The 19,992-nt window shown below is 54.3% G+C and carries 12 protein-coding genes, 2 tRNA genes and 3 rRNA genes; 9 read left to right on the top strand and 8 right to left on the bottom strand.

Annotated features, from left to right (window positions below):
• Positions 1-7 precede the first annotated feature (7 nt).
• The gene (gene iadA, locus L362_RS02810; protein WP_023345292.1) at positions 8-1,171 is read left to right on the top strand and encodes a beta-aspartyl-peptidase; all 1,164 of its coding nucleotides are present in this window, start codon (positions 8-10) and stop codon (positions 1,169-1,171) included.
• Positions 1,172-1,236: 65 nt separating this feature from the next.
• Here iadA and groL read toward each other — a convergent pair whose 3' ends face one another.
• Both groL and L362_RS02820 read right to left on the bottom strand, forming a co-directional pair.
• On the bottom strand, positions 1,237-2,880 hold the full coding sequence (gene groL, locus L362_RS02815) for a chaperonin GroEL (RefSeq protein WP_008502946.1): 1,644 nt from the start codon (positions 2,878-2,880) through the stop codon (positions 1,237-1,239).
• Positions 2,881-2,911: 31 nt separating this feature from the next.
• Positions 2,912-3,205: a co-chaperone GroES gene (locus tag L362_RS02820; RefSeq protein ID WP_003855929.1), complete on the bottom strand. Its 294-nt coding sequence runs from the start codon at positions 3,203-3,205 to the stop codon at positions 2,912-2,914.
• A gap of 179 nt (positions 3,206-3,384) precedes the next feature.
• On the opposite strand from L362_RS02820, the gene yjeH reads away from it, so the two are divergent.
• Complete coding sequence (yjeH, locus tag L362_RS02825; protein WP_023326536.1) at positions 3,385-4,605, top strand: L-methionine/branched-chain amino acid transporter; 1,221 nt, start codon at positions 3,385-3,387, stop codon at positions 4,603-4,605.
• Between the two features lie 36 nt (positions 4,606-4,641).
• On the opposite strand, the gene L362_RS02830 is transcribed toward yjeH, so the two are convergent.
• Positions 4,642-5,106, bottom strand: coding sequence for an FxsA family protein (locus tag L362_RS02830; RefSeq protein WP_023616652.1), 465 nt, complete (start codon positions 5,104-5,106; stop codon positions 4,642-4,644).
• 334 nt (positions 5,107-5,440) lie between these two features.
• Here L362_RS02830 and aspA point away from each other — a divergent pair, with 334 nt between their 5' ends.
• The 6 genes from aspA (at position 5,441) to L362_RS02860 (ending at position 11,226) form a co-directional block, all read left to right on the top strand.
• Complete coding sequence (aspA, locus tag L362_RS02835; protein WP_003855923.1) at positions 5,441-6,877, top strand: aspartate ammonia-lyase; 1,437 nt, start codon at positions 5,441-5,443, stop codon at positions 6,875-6,877.
• Between the two features lie 115 nt (positions 6,878-6,992).
• Entirely contained in the window at positions 6,993-8,294 is a 1,302-nt protein-coding gene (locus tag L362_RS02840) for an anaerobic C4-dicarboxylate transporter (RefSeq protein ID WP_008502949.1), read from the top strand.
• A gap of 113 nt (positions 8,295-8,407) precedes the next feature.
• The gene (gene cutA / locus L362_RS02845; RefSeq protein WP_014168278.1) at positions 8,408-8,731 is read left to right on the top strand and encodes a divalent cation tolerance protein CutA; all 324 of its coding nucleotides are present in this window, start codon (positions 8,408-8,410) and stop codon (positions 8,729-8,731) included.
• On the top strand, positions 8,707-10,398 hold the full coding sequence (locus L362_RS02850; RefSeq protein WP_023345291.1) for a protein-disulfide reductase DsbD: 1,692 nt from the start codon (positions 8,707-8,709) through the stop codon (positions 10,396-10,398). Before cutA ends, L362_RS02850 begins: the two co-directional genes overlap by 25 nt.
• A gap of 49 nt (positions 10,399-10,447) precedes the next feature.
• Positions 10,448-11,023 (top strand): transcriptional regulator, encoded by a 576-nt coding sequence (locus L362_RS02855; RefSeq protein ID WP_008502952.1) that lies wholly within the window; start codon positions 10,448-10,450, stop codon positions 11,021-11,023.
• 127 nt (positions 11,024-11,150) lie between these two features.
• Positions 11,151-11,226: transfer RNA gene (locus tag L362_RS02860), tRNA-Phe, on the top strand.
• A 240-nt stretch (positions 11,227-11,466) separates the two neighbouring features.
• Here L362_RS02860 and rrf read toward each other — a convergent pair.
• The 4 genes from rrf to L362_RS02880 all read right to left on the bottom strand — a co-directional run bounded on the left by rrf (position 11,467) and on the right by L362_RS02880 (position 16,437).
• Positions 11,467-11,582: ribosomal RNA gene (rrf, locus tag L362_RS02865) — 5S ribosomal RNA — on the bottom strand.
• 64 nt (positions 11,583-11,646) lie between these two features.
• Positions 11,647-14,551: ribosomal RNA gene (locus L362_RS02870) — 23S ribosomal RNA — on the bottom strand.
• A 183-nt stretch (positions 14,552-14,734) separates the two neighbouring features.
• Positions 14,735-14,810: transfer RNA gene (locus L362_RS02875), tRNA-Glu, on the bottom strand.
• 85 nt (positions 14,811-14,895) lie between these two features.
• A 16S ribosomal RNA gene (locus L362_RS02880) occupies positions 14,896-16,437 on the bottom strand.
• The 16S, 23S and 5S rRNA genes sit together here with 1 tRNA gene alongside, the layout of an rRNA operon.
• Positions 16,438-16,931: 494 nt before the next feature.
• On the opposite strand from L362_RS02880, the gene L362_RS02885 reads away from it, so the two are divergent.
• Positions 16,932-17,885: a nickel/cobalt transporter gene (locus tag L362_RS02885; protein ID WP_023345290.1), complete on the top strand. Its 954-nt coding sequence runs from the start codon at positions 16,932-16,934 to the stop codon at positions 17,883-17,885.
• Between the two features lie 32 nt (positions 17,886-17,917).
• Here the strand turns inward: L362_RS02885 and proP are convergent, their stop codons facing one another.
• Entirely contained in the window at positions 17,918-19,420 is a 1,503-nt protein-coding gene (gene proP / locus L362_RS02890; protein WP_008500072.1) for a glycine betaine/L-proline transporter ProP, read from the bottom strand.
• Between the last annotated feature and the right edge of the window lie 572 nt (positions 19,421-19,992).

Here is a 19,992-nt window from a genome sequence, read left to right as displayed (position 1 = left end):
GATAAAAATGGATTTTTCAGTGCTGAACCCTCACCTTTTCCGCAACGCACATCTCTACGCCCCGGAGGATAAGGGACGTTGCGATCTGCTGATCGCTGCGGGAAAAATCGTGGCGATCGAAAAAGCGAACCACGGAACAACGAGGCCAGACTGCCCGGAAAGCGATCTGGCTGGGGCGGTGGTTTGCCCGGGGTTTATCGACCAGCATGTGCATTTGATCGGTGGCGGCGGTGAGGCGGGCCCTCACACCCGCACGCCAGAGGTTCGCCTGTCTGCACTCGTTGCCGCAGGCATCACCTCGGTTGTTGGCCTGCTAGGCACCGACGGCGTGACCCGGCATCCTGAATCGCTGCTGGCAAAAACGCGGGCGCTTGAGCATGAAGGGATCAGCGCATGGATGCTGACGGGGGCGTACGGGCTGCCTTCGCCGACCATCACCGGCAGTGTCGAAAAAGACGTGGCGCTGATTGATAAAATCATTGGCGTGAAATGCGCGATCTCTGACCATCGTTCTTCCGCGCCAGCCGAGGACCAGCTCGCCAGTATGGCTGCCCAGTCACGCGTAGGCGGGCTGTTGGGTGCCAAAGCGGGTATTTCCGTGTTTCACCTCGGCAACAGCCCAAAGCTGCTGGAGCCGCTGTTTAGCATCCTGAATAACGCCGACGTTCCGCGCGTGAAACTGCTGCCAACGCACGTAAACCGCGCCCAGGCGCTGTTCCTTGCCGCGCTGAGCTATGCCCGCGAAGGCGGCTTTATCGACATCACGACCAGCATCAGTGAACCGATTGACGCCGCCAGCGCCATCGTGATGGCCCGCGAGGCGCAGGTGCCGTTTAACCGGCTTACGCTCAGTTCGGACGGCAACGGCAGTCAGCCGAAATTTGATGAGAGCGGCAATCTGGTGGGGATGGGCGTGGCGGGGTTCGAATCCCTGCTCGAAACGCTGCAGCAGCTGGTCAGCCGGCATCAGCTGCCGCTGGAAGAGGCGCTTCTTCCCTTTACGCGAAACGTGGCGGCGTTTCTCGGGCTGGAGCATAAGGGACGGCTCGCGCCCGGATGCGACGCGGATTTCCTGGTACTGACGGACGATCTGAAGATTCGCGAGGTCTGGGCCAAAGGCCGCCAGATGGTGCGTGAAGGTGCCGTGTGTGTCAAAGGGACTTTCGAATAGCACGCAATAAAAAACCCCGGGCATTTCTGCCCGGGGTTCGTTCTGAGAGGTTCAGAACAACATGATTACATCATGCCGCCCATTCCACCCATGCCGCCCATGCCAGCAGCACCTAAGTCAGGCGCATCGCCTTTAGGCAGGTCGGTCACCATGCATTCGGTAGTGATCATCAGACCAGCAACAGAGGCCGCGTACTGCAGAGCAGAACGGGTCACTTTAGTTGGGTCCAGGATACCGAAGTCGATCATGTTGCCGTATTCTTCAGTTGCAGCGTTGTAACCGTAGTTACCTTCGCCCGCTTTAACCTTGTTTGCTACCACAGATGGCTCTTCACCGGCGTTAGACACGATCTGACGCAGAGGCGCTTCCATTGCGCGCAGCGCAACTTTGATACCCACGTTCTGGTCTTCGTTCTGAGCGGTCAGGCCAGCCAGTTTAGCGGCAACGCGCACCAGCGCAACGCCACCCCCCGCAACCACGCCTTCTTCTACCGCAGCACGGGTCGCGTGCAGGGCATCGTCAACGCGCGCTTTTTTCTCTTTCATTTCAACTTCGGTCGCAGCACCGACTTTGATTACCGCAACGCCGCCTGCCAGTTTCGCTACGCGCTCCTGCAGTTTTTCACGGTCGTAATCGGAAGTCGCTTCTTCGATCTGCTTACGGATCTGACCTACGCGGCCCTGAATAGCGGCTTCTTCACCCACGCCATCGATGATGGTGGTGGTGTCTTTGTTGATCACAACGCGTTTCGCCTGGCCCAGGTCTTCCAGGGTCGCTTTTTCCAGCTCCATACCGATCTCTTCAGAGATGACGGTACCGCCGGTCAGGGTAGCGATATCCTGCAGCATCGCTTTACGACGATCGCCGAAGCCAGGTGCTTTAACCGCAGCCACTTTCACGATGCCGCGCATGGTGTTGACCACCAGGGTCGCCAGCGCTTCGCCTTCAACATCTTCAGCAATGATAACCAGCGGTTTGCCTGCTTTCGCAACGGCTTCCAGCACTGGCAGCATTTCGCGGATGTTGGAGATTTTTTTGTCAGCCAGCAGGATGAACGGGCTTTCCAGCTCAACAGCGCCAGTCTCTGGCTTGTTGATGAAGTATGGGGACAGGTAACCGCGGTCGAACTGCATACCTTCAACCACGTCCAGTTCGTCTTCCAGACCGGTACCGTCTTCAACGGTGATTACGCCTTCTTTACCGACTTTGTCCATCGCTTCCGCGATCAGTTTACCTACGGTTTCGTCGGAGTTAGCGGAGATGGTACCAACCTGAGCAATCGCTTTAGAGTCAGAGCACGGTACGGACAGCGCTTTCAGTTCTTCCACAGCGGAGGCGACAGCTTTGTCGATACCACGTTTCAGATCCATTGGGTTCATGCCCGCAGCAACGGCTTTCAGACCTTCGGTGATGATGGCCTGCGCCAGAACGGTCGCGGTGGTGGTACCGTCGCCTGCAGCGTCGTTCGCTTTAGAGGCCACTTCTTTCACCATCTGCGCACCCATGTTTTCGAACTTGTCTTCCAGCTCGATTTCACGTGCTACGGAAACACCGTCTTTGGTGATGGTTGGCGCGCCGAAGGATTTATCCAGCACTACGTTACGGCCTTTCGGGCCCAGGGTCACTTTAACTGCATCTGCCAGTACGTTTACGCCGCGGAGCATTTTTACACGAGCGTCGTTACCGAATTTTACGTCTTTAGCTGCCATGTTCTTATTTCCTCAAATTCTCGTGCGTAAATTACGCTTCAACAATTGCCAGAATGTCGCTCTCGGACATGATCAACACTTCTTCATTGTCGATCTTCTCGGATTTCACGCCGTAGCCATCGTTGAAAATTACGATGTCACCAACTTTAACGTCCAGTGGCTGCACAGTTCCGTTTTCCAGGATGCGGCCCTTACCGACAGCGATGATTTCGCCACGCGTTGATTTGGCTGCTGCAGAACCGGTCAGAACGATGCCGCCAGCAGACTTGGTTTCAACTTCTTTACGTTTGACGATCACACGATCATGTAACGGACGAATACTCATTGATAGCTCTCCTTTGAGAAAGTCATTATCAGTTATGGATGACGCCGGCCCGCATGCGGTTTTCCGACTAGTGCCCTGAGAGATGGGGATAGCTTTTTACCCCTTCAAGGGGGAGTTGAAAAAAAATTTTGCGAAAGTGTTACCATCGCCTCTCTTTTGGAATTGGCAGGACGATGTCAATGAGTGGACTCAAGCAGGAGTTGGGGCTGGCGCAGGGCGTCGGCCTGCTCTCAACCTCCTTGTTAGGAACGGGCGTGTTCGCCGTACCTGCACTGGCGGCACTGGTAGCCGGAAATAACAGTCTGTGGGCGTGGCCCGTTCTGATTGTATTGGTTTTCCCGATTGCCATTGTGTTTGCCATCCTGGGGCGGCATTTCCCCAGCGCGGGCGGCGTGGCGCATTTTGTCGGGCTGGCATTTGGCCCGCGACTGGAGCGTGTGACCGGCTGGCTGTTTCTCTCCGTTATTCCGGTTGGGCTTCCTGCGGCGCTGCACATTGCAACCGGCTTTGGCCAGGCGCTGTTTGGCTGGCATGACGAGCAGTTGCTGTTGGCCGAACTGGGTACGCTGGCTATCGTCTGGTGGGTGGGTTCACGCGGAGCCCGCTCCAGCGCCAACCTGCAGACACTGGTTGCGGTGCTGATTGTCGCGCTCGTTGCCGCTATCTGGTGGGCGGGCGATATCACCGTAAAAGAGATTCCCTTCCCGGCCGTGACAGACGTCGACCACTCACAGCTTTTTGCCGCGCTCTCCGTCATGTTCTGGTGTTTTGTCGGTCTGGAAGCCTTTGCCCATCTGGCGTCGGAATTTAAGCAGCCTGAACGTGATTTCCCCCGCGCACTGATGATCGGCCTGCTGCTGGCAGGCACGGTGTACTGGGCGTGTACCGTGCTGGTGTTGCACTTCAAGGCTTTCGGAGCCGATCTCGCCGCCGCGGCATCGCTGCCGGGTATCGTGGTTGAACTGTTTGGTGTGAAAGCGCTGTGGATCGCCTGCGTTATCGGCTATCTGGCCTGTTTTGCCAGCCTTAACATTTATATCCAGAGCTTTGCCCGTCTGGTGTGGTCTCAGGCGCTTTACAGACCTGATAACCGCCTCGCGCGGCTGTCTAAACGCCAGCTGCCGCTGAATGCCCTGAATGCCGTACTGGGCTGCTGCGTGGTGAGTACGCTGTGCATTTACGCCCTGAAGGTTAATCTGGATACGCTGCTCGTCTACGCCAATGGCATTTTCATCATGATCTACCTGCTGTGCATGCTGGCAGGTTGTCGTCTGCTGAAAGGCCGTTATAAAGCACTGGCGCTTGTCGGGGGGCTACTGTGCCTGCTGTTGCTGGCAATGGTGGGGTGGAAAAGTATGTACGCCATCGTCATGCTGGCGGTGTTGTGGCTGGCGCTTTAGTAGGCCCGGTAAGCGAAGCGCCACCGGGCAACAAAATCACCGATCGTCTTTGTGATCCAGACGGTCGTGCTGTTCATCCTTACGCTGATATTCCCCTTCAAACGTGTCGCCTGGCCCGGTGCTGAACCCACCGCCCGGCATACGGCTAAAGCGCAGATGCGGCAGCAGCTTCATGGTCAGGTGCTTTTGCACCGGCGGCAGAAGCAGCAGAAGGCCGAGGAAGTCGGTGAAGAACCCGGGCAGAATTAGCAGCAGCCCCGCAATAATCAACGACACGCTTTTGATCATCTCTTCCGCCGGGCTTTCGCCTGCGGCCATCTTTTGCTGCATTATCAGGAAATTTTTGAAACCCTGATTACGCACCAGCGACATGCCGATGACGGAGGTGAAAATCACCAGAATCAGCGTCAGCAGGACGCCCAGCACATGGGCAACCTGGATGAAAATGGAAATCTCAATGTAAACATAGAGAAAGAAAGCAATAAACGGTATCCAGCGCACTGGCATCTCCTGTGTGGCAGAGGCCATCGGCCCCTGTCTGAATGTGTTCGCGACACGCGTTTGTATGAGATGGTGACGGTTAGCGAAAATTCAATCAGTTTGCACGGATATTTTTTTTGGAAATATTAAAGCGGTGACCCATTTCACAGATTAATAATTATCATGGAATCGGCTCGATAATAAGTGATCCAGCTTACGGCAATTCGCTATCATCAGCATATGATCTCGAGCATCTGGCTGATTGAGGGAATAATCGTCGGTCAGAAAATATTCAAAACCACATAAATACTGTGTGTTTAGTACAATCCATCGGCAGCTTGAAAAGAAGGTTCACATGTTAAACAACATTCGTATCGAAGAAGACTTGTTGGGTACCAGGGAAGTTCCAGCGGATGCCTACTACGGTGTCCACACTCTGAGAGCGATTGAAAACTTCTACATCAGCAACAGCAAAATCAGCGACATCCCTGAGTTTGTTCGTGGCATGGTGATGGTGAAGAAAGCCGCAGCCCTGGCCAACAAAGAGCTGCAAACCATTCCTAAAAGCGCGGCAAATGCGATTATCGCAGCCTGCGATGAAGTGCTGAACAACGGCAAATGCATGGATCAGTTCCCGGTTGACGTCTATCAGGGCGGCGCGGGCACCTCCGTCAACATGAATACCAACGAAGTACTGGCAAACATTGGCCTGGAGCTGATGGGTCACCAGAAAGGTGAATACCAGTACCTGAACCCGAACGACCACGTCAACAAATGCCAGTCCACCAACGACGCCTACCCTACCGGCTTCCGTATCGCGGTGTATGCCTCCGTGGTGAAACTGGTGGATGCGATCAACCAACTGGGTGATGGCTTCCAGCGTAAAGCGGTTGAGTTCCAGGACATTCTGAAAATGGGTCGTACCCAGCTGCAGGATGCGGTGCCGATGACCCTCGGCCAGGAATTCCACGCGTTTAACGTCCTGCTGAACGAAGAGACTAAAAATCTGCTGCGCACCTCCGAGCTGCTGCTGGAAGTGAACCTGGGCGCTACCGCCATCGGTACGCGTCTGAACACCCCGGATGGCTATCAGCAGCTGGCGGTACAGAAGCTGGCTGAAGTGTCCAACCTGCCGGTTGTGCCTGCAGAAGACCTGATTGAAGCAACCTCCGACTGCGGTGCCTACGTCATGGTACATAGCGCGCTGAAACGTCTGGCGGTGAAACTGTCCAAAATTTGTAACGACCTGCGCCTGCTCTCTTCCGGCCCGCGCGCTGGCCTGAACGAAATCAACCTGCCAGAACTGCAGGCAGGTTCGTCCATCATGCCAGCCAAGGTGAACCCGGTCGTGCCAGAAGTAGTGAATCAGGTTTGCTTCAAAGTCATCGGTAACGATACGACCGTGACCATGGCCTCTGAAGCGGGCCAGCTGCAGCTGAACGTGATGGAGCCAGTCATTGGCCAGGCGATGTTTGAATCTATCCACATTCTGACCAACGCCTGCTACAACCTGCTGGAAAAATGCATCAACGGCATCACGGCGAATAAAGAAGTCTGCGAGGGTTATGTCTATAACTCCATCGGGATCGTCACCTACCTCAACCCGTTCATCGGGCACCATAACGGCGACATCGTCGGTAAGATTTGCGCCGAAACCGGTAAGAGCGTGCGTGAAGTGGTGCTGGAGCGCGGGCTGTTGACCGAAGCCGAGCTGGACGATATTTTCTCAGCCCAGAACCTGATGCACCCGGCCTATAAAGCGAAACGATATACCGATGAAAGCGAACAGTAACCGTTCAGGCTAGGCTTCTTAAGGCACGTCACTTGTGACGTGCCTTTTTTCTTTTTAGGCGTTACCAAAATACAACAATTCAATATCAACTTGTTAATAAGCAAGGCAGGTCCTTATGTTTGGAGCAGAACTCGTCATCGTCTTGTTGGCGATTTATTTGGGAGCACGACTCGGGGGTATCGGCATCGGTTTTGCCGGCGGTCTTGGAGTGCTCGTTCTTACCCTTATCTTTCAGATTAAACCCGGCGCAATCCCGTTCGACGTTATCGAAATCATCATGGCAGTCATTGCCGCTATTGCCGCCATGCAGGTGGCAGGCGGTATGGACTACCTGGTGAGCCTGGCGGAGCGCATGCTACGCCGCCACCCGAAATACATAACCTTCCTTGCTCCGCTGGTGACCTGGTTTATGACCATTCTCGCCGGTACTGGCCACACCGCTTTCTCCACGTTACCGGTGATTACCGAAGTGGCGAAAGAACAGGGTATCCGTCCGTCGCGTCCGCTCTCTATTGCCGTCGTCGCGTCCCAGATCGCGATTACCGCCTCGCCGATTTCCGCGGCGGTGGTCTTCTTCGCCGGTATCCTGGAGCCGATGGGCGTGAGCTACCTGACGCTGCTGGCGATCTGCATTCCGGTGACGCTGATTGCGGTGATGATTACCGCCGTGCTGTGTAACTTCCTCGGTGCTGAACTGAAAGACGATCCGGTTTATCAGGAGCGTCTGGCAAAAGGTGAAGTGAGCCTGCGCGGCAGCCAGGTCTTCGAACTGAAGCCACATGCGAAACGCTCCGTGCTGCTGTTCCTGATTGGTATTGTCGCCGTCATGTTCTATGCGACCGCCATCAGCGATACCGTGGGGCTGATCCAGAACCCTGTCCTGCCGCGTAACGAAGCGATTGTGGTGTTCATGCTGACCATCGCGACGCTGATTAGCATCACCTGTAAAATTGATACCAGCGAAGTGCTGAACGCCAGCACCTTCAAATCCGGTATGAGCGCCTGCGTGTGCGTACTGGGTGTGGCGTGGCTTGGTGATACCTTCGTGAAAGCGCACATCAGTGATATCCAGACCGTCGCTGGTGACCTGCTGCACAACTATCCGTGGCTGCTGGCTGTCGTGCTGTTCTTCGCGGCTACTCTGCTTTACTCCCAGGCGGCGACCACCAAAGCGCTGATGCCTGCGGCGCTGATGCTGGGTGTGACGCCGCTGACGGCAATTGCCTCTTTTGCGGCGGTTTCTGCCCTGTTCGTATTGCCAACCTACCCAACCCTGCTGGCGGCGGTGGAGATGGACGACACCGGCTCAACCCGTATCGGTAAGTACGTGTTTAACCACGCGTTCCTCATCCCGGGCGTGGTGGCGATTACGCTTTGCGTGGTCCTCGGCTTTATCATCGGCGGCATTGTGCTGTAAACGGTTAGCCGTTGTAAAAATAGTTAAAATCGGGCCGCTCAGCGGCCCGTTTCATTAATGACCAATCGTCTTGCGTGATATAGTGAAGACTTTCGTGATGAGGAGGTCGACTTGTGAACACGCCTGATGCCGTTGTCGTACTGTGCACCGCCCCTGATGAAGCTTCTGCCCAGGATCTCGCCGCCAAAGTGCTGGCCGAAAAACTGGCAGCCTGCGTCACGCTGCTCCCCGGCGCTACCTCTCTTTACTATTGGGAAGGTAAGCTGGAGCAAGAGTACGAAGTCCAGATGTTGCTTAAAACCAATCTGGCGAATCAGCAGGCACTCCTGGACTGCCTCAAATCTCATCATCCCTACCAAACCCCGGAACTGCTGGTCTTGCCAGTGGTTCATGGCGATAACGACTATCTCTCATGGCTCAACGCTTCCTTACGCTGATCCTGCTGCTTTGCAGCACATCGGTTTTTGCCGGGCTGTTTGACGCGCCCGGCCGTTCGAACTTCATTCCTGCCGATCGGGCGTTTGTTTTCGATTTCCAGCAAAACCAGCACGACCTTACGCTCAACTGGCAGGTGAAAGAGGGCTATTACCTCTATCGCAAACAGGTGAGCATTACGCCTGCTCAGGCCAGCGTGGGCGCATTACAGATGCCCGCTGGCGAGTGGCATGAAGATGAGTTTTACGGCAAAAGCGAAATCTATCGCCAGCGCCTGGGCGTGCCCGTTACGGTGAACCAGGCGGATAAAGGCGCGACCCTGACGGTGACCTATCAGGGGTGCGCGGATGCCGGATTCTGCTATCCGCCGGAAACAAAGGTGGTTCCGCTTAGTGAGGTGAAAGCGTCGCCCACGATTTCACCTCTTCCTTCAGGCGAGAAGCATGAGGATACCGCTGACCTTCCGTTCTCCGCGCTGTGGGCCTTACTGATTGGCATTGGCATTGCCTTTACCCCCTGCGTGCTGCCGATGTATCCGCTCATCTCTGGCATCGTGATGGGCGGCAAACAGCGCCTTTCCACCGCACGCGCGCTGCTGCTGGCCTTTATTTACGTGCAGGGTATGGCGCTGACCTACACGGCGCTCGGCCTTGTGGTCGCCGCTGCCGGGTTGCAGTTCCAGGCCGCACTTCAGCACCCGTACGTGCTGATTGGCCTGTCGGCGATATTTATCCTGCTGGCACTGTCGATGTTTGGCCTGTTCACGCTGCAGTTACCGTCAGCTCTGCAAACCCGCTTAACGCTGATGAGCAATCGTCAGCAGGGTGGTTCGGCAGGCGGCGTGTTTATGATGGGGGCCATCGCCGGACTGATTTGCTCCCCTTGCACCACTGCCCCGCTGAGCGCCATCCTGCTCTATATTGCCCAGAGCGGCAATCTGTGGCTCGGCGGCGGTACGCTGTACCTTTACGCGCTGGGCATGGGCCTGCCGCTGATTCTGGTCACGGTTTTTGGCAACCGCCTGCTGCCGAAGAGCGGCCCGTGGATGGAGACGGTGAAAACCGCATTTGGTTTTGTGATTCTGGCGCTGCCGGTGTTCCTGCTGGAACGCATTACGGGTGACGTCTGGGGCACTCGCCTGTGGGCGATGCTCGGCGTAGCGTTCTTCTCCTGGGCATTTATCGTCAGTCTGGGAGCCAAAAAAGCGTGGATGCGCCTGGTGCAAATTCTCCTGCTCGCCGCCGCGCTGGTGAGCGTGCGTCCTCTGCAGGATTGGGCGTTCGGCTCGCCGGTCGGCCAGACGCAGGCGCATTTGAACTTTATGCAGATTAAGAACGTCGATGAGCTCAACAGCGCGCTCGCACAGGCGAAAGGCAAGCCGGTGATGCTCGATCTCTATGCCGACTGGTGCGTCGCCTGCAAAGAGTTTGAAAAATACACCTTTAGCGATCCTCAGGTACAAAACGCCCTGAAAGAGACGGTTCTGCTCCAGGCGAACGTAACCGCCAATAATGCGCAGGATAAGGCTCTGCTAAAACAGCTTAACGTGCTCGGGCTGCCAACCATTCTGTTCTTCAATCAACAGGGTCAGGAGCAGCCAGAACAGCGTGTAACCGGGTTTATGGATGCAGCGGCATTTAGCGCGCATTTGCGCAATCGCCAACCGTAAACAACACTTTAAACGGAACATACCGTTGGGAATAGCGGAGGAGATAACCGTGCAACGTGAAGACGTACTGGGACAAGCCCTGCAATTACTTGAGATTTATGGGATCGCCAGCACCACGCTTGAGATGGTAGCCGACCGTATCGATTACCCCCTGGATGATCTTAAGCGCTTCTGGCCGGATAAAGAGGCGCTCGTTTATGATGCTCTGCGCTATCTCAGCCAGCAGGTTGATATCTGGCGCAGGCAGCTGATGCTGAATGAAGAACTGACTGCGGAACAAAAGCTTCTGGCGCGCTATACCGCCCTGACGGAATGTGTCAGCAACAACCGCTATCCGGGCTGCCTGTTTATTGCGGCCTGTACGTTCTATCCCGATCCCGACCATCCTGTCCATCAGTTGGCGGAGCAGCAAAAACGGGCTGCGCATGACTTCACTCACGAGCTGCTGACCCGTCTTGAAGTGGATGACCCGGCAATGGTGGCGAAACAGATGGAGCTGGTGCTGGAGGGCTGCCTGAGCCGCATGCTGGTGAACCGTAGCCAGGCCGATGTGGATACGGCGCACCGACTGGCGGAAGATATTCTGCGCTTTGCTCAGTGCCGTATGGGCGGGGCGTTAACGTAAGCGAACCTGTTAAATTTGACGTATTCGACGCGTAAACCATCAGATTGCCGCAAAGTTAAGCAATTGAACAGCTTTCCCCGAAATAATGTTGACGATAAGGCGCGATTGCGGTTTAATGCGCTCCGTTGCCCGGATAGCTCAGTCGGTAGAGCAGGGGATTGAAAATCCCCGTGTCCTTGGTTCGATTCCGAGTCCGGGCACCACTATTTAAAGAACCCAGCCTATGGCTGGGTTTTTGCTTTTCTGCGTTTATAAATCCCTTCTTTAGTATTCTTGCTTCTTTTTACCGTGGGATCGTGCGGTCTGCCATGCCCGGTGGCGCTGCGCTTACCGGGCCTACAGGTTTTGTAGGCCGGATAAGGCGAAGCCGCCATCCGGCATGATTTCTGACGCACAAAGCAAAAAACCCCGCACCTTTCGGTACGGGGTTCTTCTTGTTTGATGCCTGGCAGTTCCCTACTCTCACATGGGGAGACCCCACACTACCATCGGCGCTACGGCGTTTCACTTCTGAGTTCGGCATGGGGTCAGGTGGGACCACCGCGCTAAAGCCGCCAGGCAAATTCTGTTAATCTGTATCAGGCTGAAAATCTGTCTCGTCGCCAAAACACCTTCGGCGTTGTAAGGTTAAGCCTCACGGTTCATTAGTATCGGTTAGCTCAACGCATCGCTGCGCTTACACACCCGACCTATCAACGTCGTCGTCTTCAACGTTCCTTCAGGAGACTTAAAGTCTCAGGGAGAACTCATCTCGGGGCAAGTTTCGTGCTTAGATGCTTTCAGCACTTATCTTTTCCGCATTTAGCTACCGGGCAGTGCCATTGGCATGACAACCCGAACACCAGTGATGCGTCCACTCCGGTCCTCTCGTACTAGGAGCAGCCCCCCTCAATTCTCCAGCGCCCACGGCAGATAGGGACCGAACTGTCTCACGACGTTCTAAACCCAGCTCGCGTACCACTTTAAATGGCGAACAGCCATACCCTTGGGACCTACTTCAGCCCCAGGATGTGATGAGCCGACATCGAGGTGCCAAACACCGCCGTCGATATGAACTCTTGGGCGGTATCAGCCTGTTATCCCCGGAGTACCTTTTATCCGTTGAGCGATGGCCCTTCCATTCAGAACCACCGGATCACTATGACCTGCTTTCGCACCTGCTCGAGCCGTCACTCTCGCAGTCAAGCTAGCTTATGCCATTGCACTAACCTCCTGATGTCCGACCAGGATTAGCTAACCTTCGTGCTCCTCCGTTACTCTTTGGGAGGAGACCGCCCCAGTCAAACTACCCACCAGACACTGTCCGCAACCCGGATCACGGGTCTACGTTAGAACACCAGCCATTAAAGGGTGGTATTTCAAGGACGGCTCCATGCAGACTGGCGTCCACACTTCAAAGCCTCCCACCTATCCTACACATCAAGGACCAGTGTTCAGTGTCAAGCTATAGTAAAGGTTCACGGGGTCTTTCCGTCTTGCCGCGGGTACACTGCATCTTCACAGCGAGTTCAATTTCACTGAGTCTCGGGTGGAGACAGCCTGGCCATCATTACGCCATTCGTGCAGGTCGGAACTTACCCGACAAGGAATTTCGCTACCTTAGGACCGTTATAGTTACGGCCGCCGTTTACCGGGGCTTCGATCAAGAGCTTCGCGTTGCCGCTAACCCCATCAATTAACCTTCCGGCACCGGGCAGGCGTCACACCGTATACGTCCACTTTCGTGTTTGCACAGTGCTGTGTTTTTAATAAACAGTTGCAGCCAGCTGGTATCTTCGACTGATTTCAGCTCCACCCGCAGGGGCTTCACCTACATATCAGCGTGCCTTCTCCCGAAGTTACGGCACCATTTTGCCTAGTTCCTTCACCCGAGTTCTCTCAAGCGCCTTGGTATTCTCTACCTGACCACCTGTGTCGGTTTGGGGTACGATTTGATGTTACCTGATGCTTAGAGGCTTTTCCTGGAAGCAGGGCATTTGTTACTTCAGCACCGTAGTGCCTCGTCATCACACCTCAGCGTTAATAAGGTACCGGATTTACCTGGAACCTCCGCCTACATGCTTAAACCGGGACAACCGTCGCCCGGCTAACATAGCCTTCTCCGTCCCCCCTTCGCAGTAACACCAAGTACAGGAATATTAACCTGTTTCCCATCGACTACGCCTTTCGGCCTCGCCTTAGGGGTCGACTCACCCTGCCCCGATTAACGTTGGACAGGAACCCTTGGTCTTCCGGCGAGCGGGCTTTTCACCCGCTTTATCGTTACTTATGTCAGCATTCGCACTTCTGATACCTCCAGCAACCCTCACAGGCCACCTTCAACGGCTTACAGAACGCTCCCCTACCCAACAACACATAGTGTCGCTGCCGCAGCTTCGGTGCATGGTTTAGCCCCGTTACATCTTCCGCGCAGGCCGACTCGACCAGTGAGCTATTACGCTTTCTTTAAATGATGGCTGCTTCTAAGCCAACATCCTGGCTGTCTGTGCCTTCCCACATCGTTTCCCACTTAACCATGACTTTGGGACCTTAGCTGGCGGTCTGGGTTGTTTCCCTCTTCACGACGGACGTTAGCACCCGCCGTGTGTCTCCCGTGATAACATTCTTCGGTATTCGTAGTTTGCATCGGGTTGGTAAGCCGGGATGGCCCCCTAGCCGAAACAGTGCTCTACCCCCGAAGATGAGTTCACGAGGCGCTACCTAAATAGCTTTCGGGGAGAACCAGCTATCTCCCGGTTTGATTGGCCTTTCACCCCCAGCCACAAGTCATCCGCTAATTTTTCAACATTAGTCGGTTCGGTCCTCCAGTTAGTGTTACCCAACCTTCAACCTGCCCATGGCTAGATCACCGGGTTTCGGGTCTATACCCTGCAACTTAACGCCCAGTTAAGACTCGGTTTCCCTTCGGCTCCCCTATACGGTTAACCTTGCTACAGAATATAAGTCGCTGACCCATTATACAAAAGGTACGCAGTCACACCACGAAGGTGCTCCCACTGCTTGTACGTACACGGTTTCAGGTTCTATTTCACTCCCCTCGCCGGGGTTCTTTTCGCCTTTCCCTCACGGTACTGGTTCACTATCGGTCAGTCAGGAGTATTTAGCCTTGGAGGATGGTCCCCCCATATTCAGACAGGATACCACGTGTCCCGCCCTACTCTTCGAGTTCACAACCTGTGCATTTTCGTGTACGGGACTGTCACCCTGTACCGTGCGACTTTCCAGACGCTTCCACTAACACACAAGCTGATTCAGACTCTGGGCTGCTCCCCGTTCGCTCGCCGCTACTGGGGGAATCTCGGTTGATTTCTTTTCCTCGGGGTACTTAGATGTTTCAGTTCCCCCGGTTCGCCTCGTTAACCTATGTATTCAGTTAACGATAGTGTGACGAATCACACTGGGTTTCCCCATTCGGACATCGCCGGGTCAAAGGTTCATATCACCTCGCCGGCGCTTTTCGCAGATTAGCACGTCCTTCATCGCCTCTGACTGCCAGGGCATCCACCGTGTACGCTTAGTCGCTTAACCTCACAACCCGAAGATGTTTCACTTCATGATTGCGAAAATTTGAGAGACTCGAACACACCATTAAGATGTGTCGTTTCAATTTTCAGCTTGATCCAGATTTTTAAAGAGCAAATATCTCAAACGTGACTCGCAAGTCAGTTTTGAGATATGACGGCAGGTGACTTTCACTCACGAACCAGCAAGTGGCGTCCCCTAGGGGATTCGAACCCCTGTTACCGCCGTGAAAGGGCGGTGTCCTGGGCCTCTAGACGAAGGGGACACTGAAGTCTCAATCGCAAGACGCCTTGCTATTTACTTTTCATCAGACAATCTGTGTGAGCACTGCAAAGGCAGGTTCTTTAAGGTAAGGAGGTGATCCAACCGCAGGTTCCCCTACGGTTACCTTGTTACGACTTCACCCCAGTCATGAATCACAAAGTGGTAAGCGCCCTCCCGAAGGTTAAGCTACCTACTTCTTTTGCAACCCACTCCCATGGTGTGACGGGCGGTGTGTACAAGGCCCGGGAACGTATTCACCGTAGCATTCTGATCTACGATTACTAGCGATTCCGACTTCATGGAGTCGAGTTGCAGACTCCAATCCGGACTACGACGCACTTTATGAGGTCCGCTTGCTCTCGCGAGGTCGCTTCTCTTTGTATGCGCCATTGTAGCACGTGTGTAGCCCTACTCGTAAGGGCCATGATGACTTGACGTCATCCCCACCTTCCTCCAGTTTATCACTGGCAGTCTCCTTTGAGTTCCCGGCCGGACCGCTGGCAACAAAGGATAAGGGTTGCGCTCGTTGCGGGACTTAACCCAACATTTCACAACACGAGCTGACGACAGCCATGCAGCACCTGTCTCAGAGTTCCCGAAGGCACCAATCCATCTCTGGAAAGTTCTCTGGATGTCAAGAGTAGGTAAGGTTCTTCGCGTTGCATCGAATTAAACCACATGCTCCACCGCTTGTGCGGGCCCCCGTCAATTCATTTGAGTTTTAACCTTGCGGCCGTACTCCCCAGGCGGTCGACTTAACGCGTTAGCTCCGGAAGCCACGCCTCAAGGGCACAACCTCCAAGTCGACATCGTTTACGGCGTGGACTACCAGGGTATCTAATCCTGTTTGCTCCCCACGCTTTCGCACCTGAGCGTCAGTCTTTGTCCAGGGGGCCGCCTTCGCCACCGGTATTCCTCCAGATCTCTACGCATTTCACCGCTACACCTGGAATTCTACCCCCCTCTACAAGACTCTAGCCTGCCAGTTTCGAATGCAGTTCCCAGGTTGAGCCCGGGGATTTCACATCCGACTTGACAGACCGCCTGCGTGCGCTTTACGCCCAGTAATTCCGATTAACGCTTGCACCCTCCGTATTACCGCGGCTGCTGGCACGGAGTTAGCCGGTGCTTCTTCTGCGGGTAACGTCAATCGCTGAGGTTATTAACCTCAGCGCCTTCCTCCCCGCTGAAAGTACTTTACAACCCGAAGGCCTTCTTCATACACGCGGCATGGCTGCATCAGGCTTGCGCCCATTGTGCAATATTCCCCACTGCTGCCTCCCGTAGGAGTCTGGACCGTGTCTCAGTTCCAGTGTGGCTGGTCATCCTCTCAGACCAGCTAGGGATCGTCGCCTAGGTGAGCCGTTACCCCACCTACTAGCTAATCCCATCTGGGCACATCTGATGGCAAGAGGCCCGAAGGTCCCCCTCTTTGGTCTTGCGACGTTATGCGGTATTAGCTACCGTTTCCAGTAGTTATCCCCCTCCATCAGGCAGTTTCCCAGACATTACTCACCCGTCCGCCGCTCGCCGGCAAAGTAGCAAGCTACTTTCCGCTGCCGCTCGACTTGCATGTGTTAGGCCTGCCGCCAGCGTTCAATCTGAGCCATGATCAAACTCTTCAATTTAAGTTTGATGCTCGTGAATTAAACTTCGTAATGAATTACGTATGTTCACTCAGAGACTTGGTATTCATTTTTCGTCCGAGGACGTTAAGAATCCATGTCACTTTGAGTGCCCACACAGATTGTCTGATAAATTGTTAAAGAGCAGTGCAACGCGGCTTTCGCTCACCGTTGCGAGGTGGCGTATATTACGCTTTCCTCTTTCAGAGTCAACCCGTTATTTCAGGATTTTTTCTCTTCAACCGACCGGGCTGTTTGTGAAGTGATTCACATCCGCCGTGTCGATGGAGGCGCATTATAGGGAGTTCGCGAACGACCGCAACCGAAAAGTTGCAAAAAAATGACTGACTGCTGCATTCCCCAGCAAACCCCCGCCTTATACCCATTTATGCACAAAGTTATCCACAATTCTGCACGGATCCCAATGTGATCCCACGAACTGAGCGGGAAGATCAACTATACTGGCGGCAAATACTCTTCTCTGTGCAGGCCGCTTCATGACCACACAACGCCTCACCCGTGACTGGCGTCTCCCTACCGCTGGGTTGATGCTGCTGGCAATTCTCTTTGCCGGTTTTACCCTGCATGCGCACTGGAACGCCTTTATCCAGTGGTGTCTTGCCACGCAAATTACCCTGCACCGCTATCTGGTGATGTACCTGCTGCAGCTGAATAACCACCAGTACAGCGGCGGATTATGGCTGTTAACGGGGGCTTTCCTTTATGGCGTACTCCACGCCATTGGCCCCGGGCACGGAAAATTCATTGTGACGACCTATCTGACTACCAATAAGGAAAGCGAGCTGGCCGCCCGGGTCGTCCCTTTCCTGGGCAGCCTGATGCAGGGCGTCAGCGCCATTCTGTTTGTCTTTATCCTGGCGGTAGGGTTTAACCTCGCCTCAGGGGATATCAGTACCAGCCGCTGGTTTGTGGAGAAGGTCAGCGCAGTGCTTATTGGCGCATTCGGCGCATTTGTCATTTACCAGGCGCTGAAGAGCCTGCGCCCGCGCAGGATGTCTGTCTCTGCCATTAAGCCGCTTCATCAGCACGACGAACACTGTGGCTGCGGTCATCACGGCGTAGGTGCAGAACTGACGCAGGGCGACTGGAAAACCCGTCTGGGCGTGATACTGGCGATTGGCGCACGCCCGTGCAGCGGGGCGATTATGATTCTGATGTTTTCGAACGCACTGGGCATTGTTACCTGGGGGATGGCCGCAGTCATGACCATGTCGCTGGGAACCGCTCTTTCTATTATGGGGCTTTCACTGGCTGTACGTTACGCCCGCGAACGCACGGTGGCCTGGTTCGGAGAAAGCGCCTCGTTAAAATGGCTGGTGCCGACCGTCAAAATAGCCGGAGGGATAGTCCTGATCCTGTTCGCGACGGTGCTGTTCCTGACGGTGGTCCCCATCAGCGCCAATGGCGACTACATCGCCGCAGGATGCTAATAAAAGAAAACCCGCCAGCGGCGGGTTTTTTGTTACTCATTGATGCGTGGATGCTGATCCACCAGTCGAGAACGTTTTTTCTGCAGCTCTTCAATCTCGGCGTCAATATCCTCAATCTTCTGCTCTACATTATCGTAGTGCTCACGGAGGATCTCTTTCGCTTCCTGGATATCCGATGCCGCAGGCGTTGCGCCTTTCAGAGGGCGATTCGCCGTCTCCTTCATAGTAATACCGGTAATCAAACCAATCACCGCGATCACCATCAGGTAATAAGCAGGCATCATCAGGTTCTGCGTGCTCTCCACCAGCGAGGCGGCAAGCGTCGGGGTCAGACCGGCAATCAACACCGAGATGTTAAAGGCCGCGGCCAGCGCGCTGTAGCGAATATGGGTCGGGAACATCGCGGGCAGCGTTGAGGCCATCACCCCGATAAAGCAGTTAAGGATCACCGCCAGCATCAGCAGACCGGCAAAAATCAGCCCCAGTACATTACTGTTGATCAGAATAAATGCCGGGATGGCGAGGGCAAACAGCGCAACGCTTCCCAGAATAATGAACGGTCGACGACCAAAGCGGTCACTCAACAGGCCCATAATCGGCTGCACAAACAGCATACCCACCATGATGGCGATAATGATCAGCACACCGTGATCTTCCGAGTAGTGCAGGTTATGCGACAGATAGCTCGGCATGTAGGTCAGCAGCATGTAATAGGTCACGTTGGTGGAGATCACCAGACCGATACAGACCAGCAGGCTTCGCCAGTGCTTAGTGGCAATCTCTTTGAACGATACCTTCGGACCGTCCTGCAGCCCTTCGCGGTCACCCTGCTCCAGCTTATCAACGTGCTGCTGGAACGCAGGCGTCTCTTCAAGCGCATGACGCAGGTAGAGGCCAATGATCCCCAGCGGCAGTGCCAGGAAGAATGGTATACGCCAGCCCCAGTCGAGGAAGTTCTCTTCCCCCACTACGGTTGAAATCAGGACCACCACACCCGCGCCCAGGACAAAACCGGCAATGGAGCCGAAGTCCAGCCAGCTTCCCATAAACCCGCGCTTACGGTCAGGAGAATACTCGGCAACGAAGATCGAGGCGCCAGTATATTCACCGCCCACGGAGAAGCCCTGTGCCATCTTACAGATCAGCAGCAGAATCGGTGCCCAAATGCCGATAGTGGCGTAAGACGGTATAAGACCGATACAGAATGTACTGATCGACATAATGACGATGGTGATAGCCAGGATCTTCTGACGACCATATTTATCACCGAGCATACCGAAGAACAGACCACCCAGCGGGCGAATCAGGAAGGGAACGGAGAACGTACCCAGTGCCGCAATCATCTGCAGGCTGGGATCGGCCCCGGGGAAAAACACTTTACCTAACGCATAGGCCACAAAGCCGTAGACACCAAAATCGAACCATTCCATCGCATTACCGAGCGAGGCTGCGGTAATCGCTTTACGCAGTTTGGCGTCATCAATAATGGTGACGTCGCGAAGCGTGATGGGTTTAATCTTTTTCCTTCTCAGCATAGCTATCCTCGTTGACTCGGCCCTGTCTGTTTCACAGTCCAGCGTGCGTTCTGTGAACCATGGGATCCGCTCCATGCGAATCGCCTTATTCAAGCGTAGCAGGTTTACTTACATTGACGTTTTACGTCGATACAACCGAACCTGTTGACGCCTGCCTGGGCAGTTAATGACCTTTTTACCCTACCAGCGTTTATATTTGTGATCAACTTCACACATATTTAAGCTTCAGGTCAACTCAGTCCAGTATTTGTCAATCAGTGCAAATAAGCCCTTTCTCATCCCCGCCTCATGAGCTCTCTCACGCACGTTATGAGTTCTTTCGCAACAAAAAAACAAACCACGTTTACTCACATTCAATTTACATAAATTTTCTTCATCATGAAGCCGCCGATAGTTTTACATTGAATATGTGACAAAGATAACTAAAACGATGTTTTATTTTGATTGAATCAATATTCCAATGATCGCATGATAAATTCGAATACAGCATTCCATGTGTTTTCCAATGAAGTTAATCGAGAGAAAACATTTATTTTCCTGGCGGGATTATCGAGAAACGCCACTCAAAAACA

Source organism: Enterobacter sp. MGH 16 (assembly GCF_000493175.1).
In the GTDB taxonomy this organism is placed as follows: Bacteria; Pseudomonadota; Gammaproteobacteria; order Enterobacterales; family Enterobacteriaceae; genus Enterobacter; species Enterobacter roggenkampii.
This window is presented reverse-complemented; position numbering and strand designations above follow the sequence as displayed.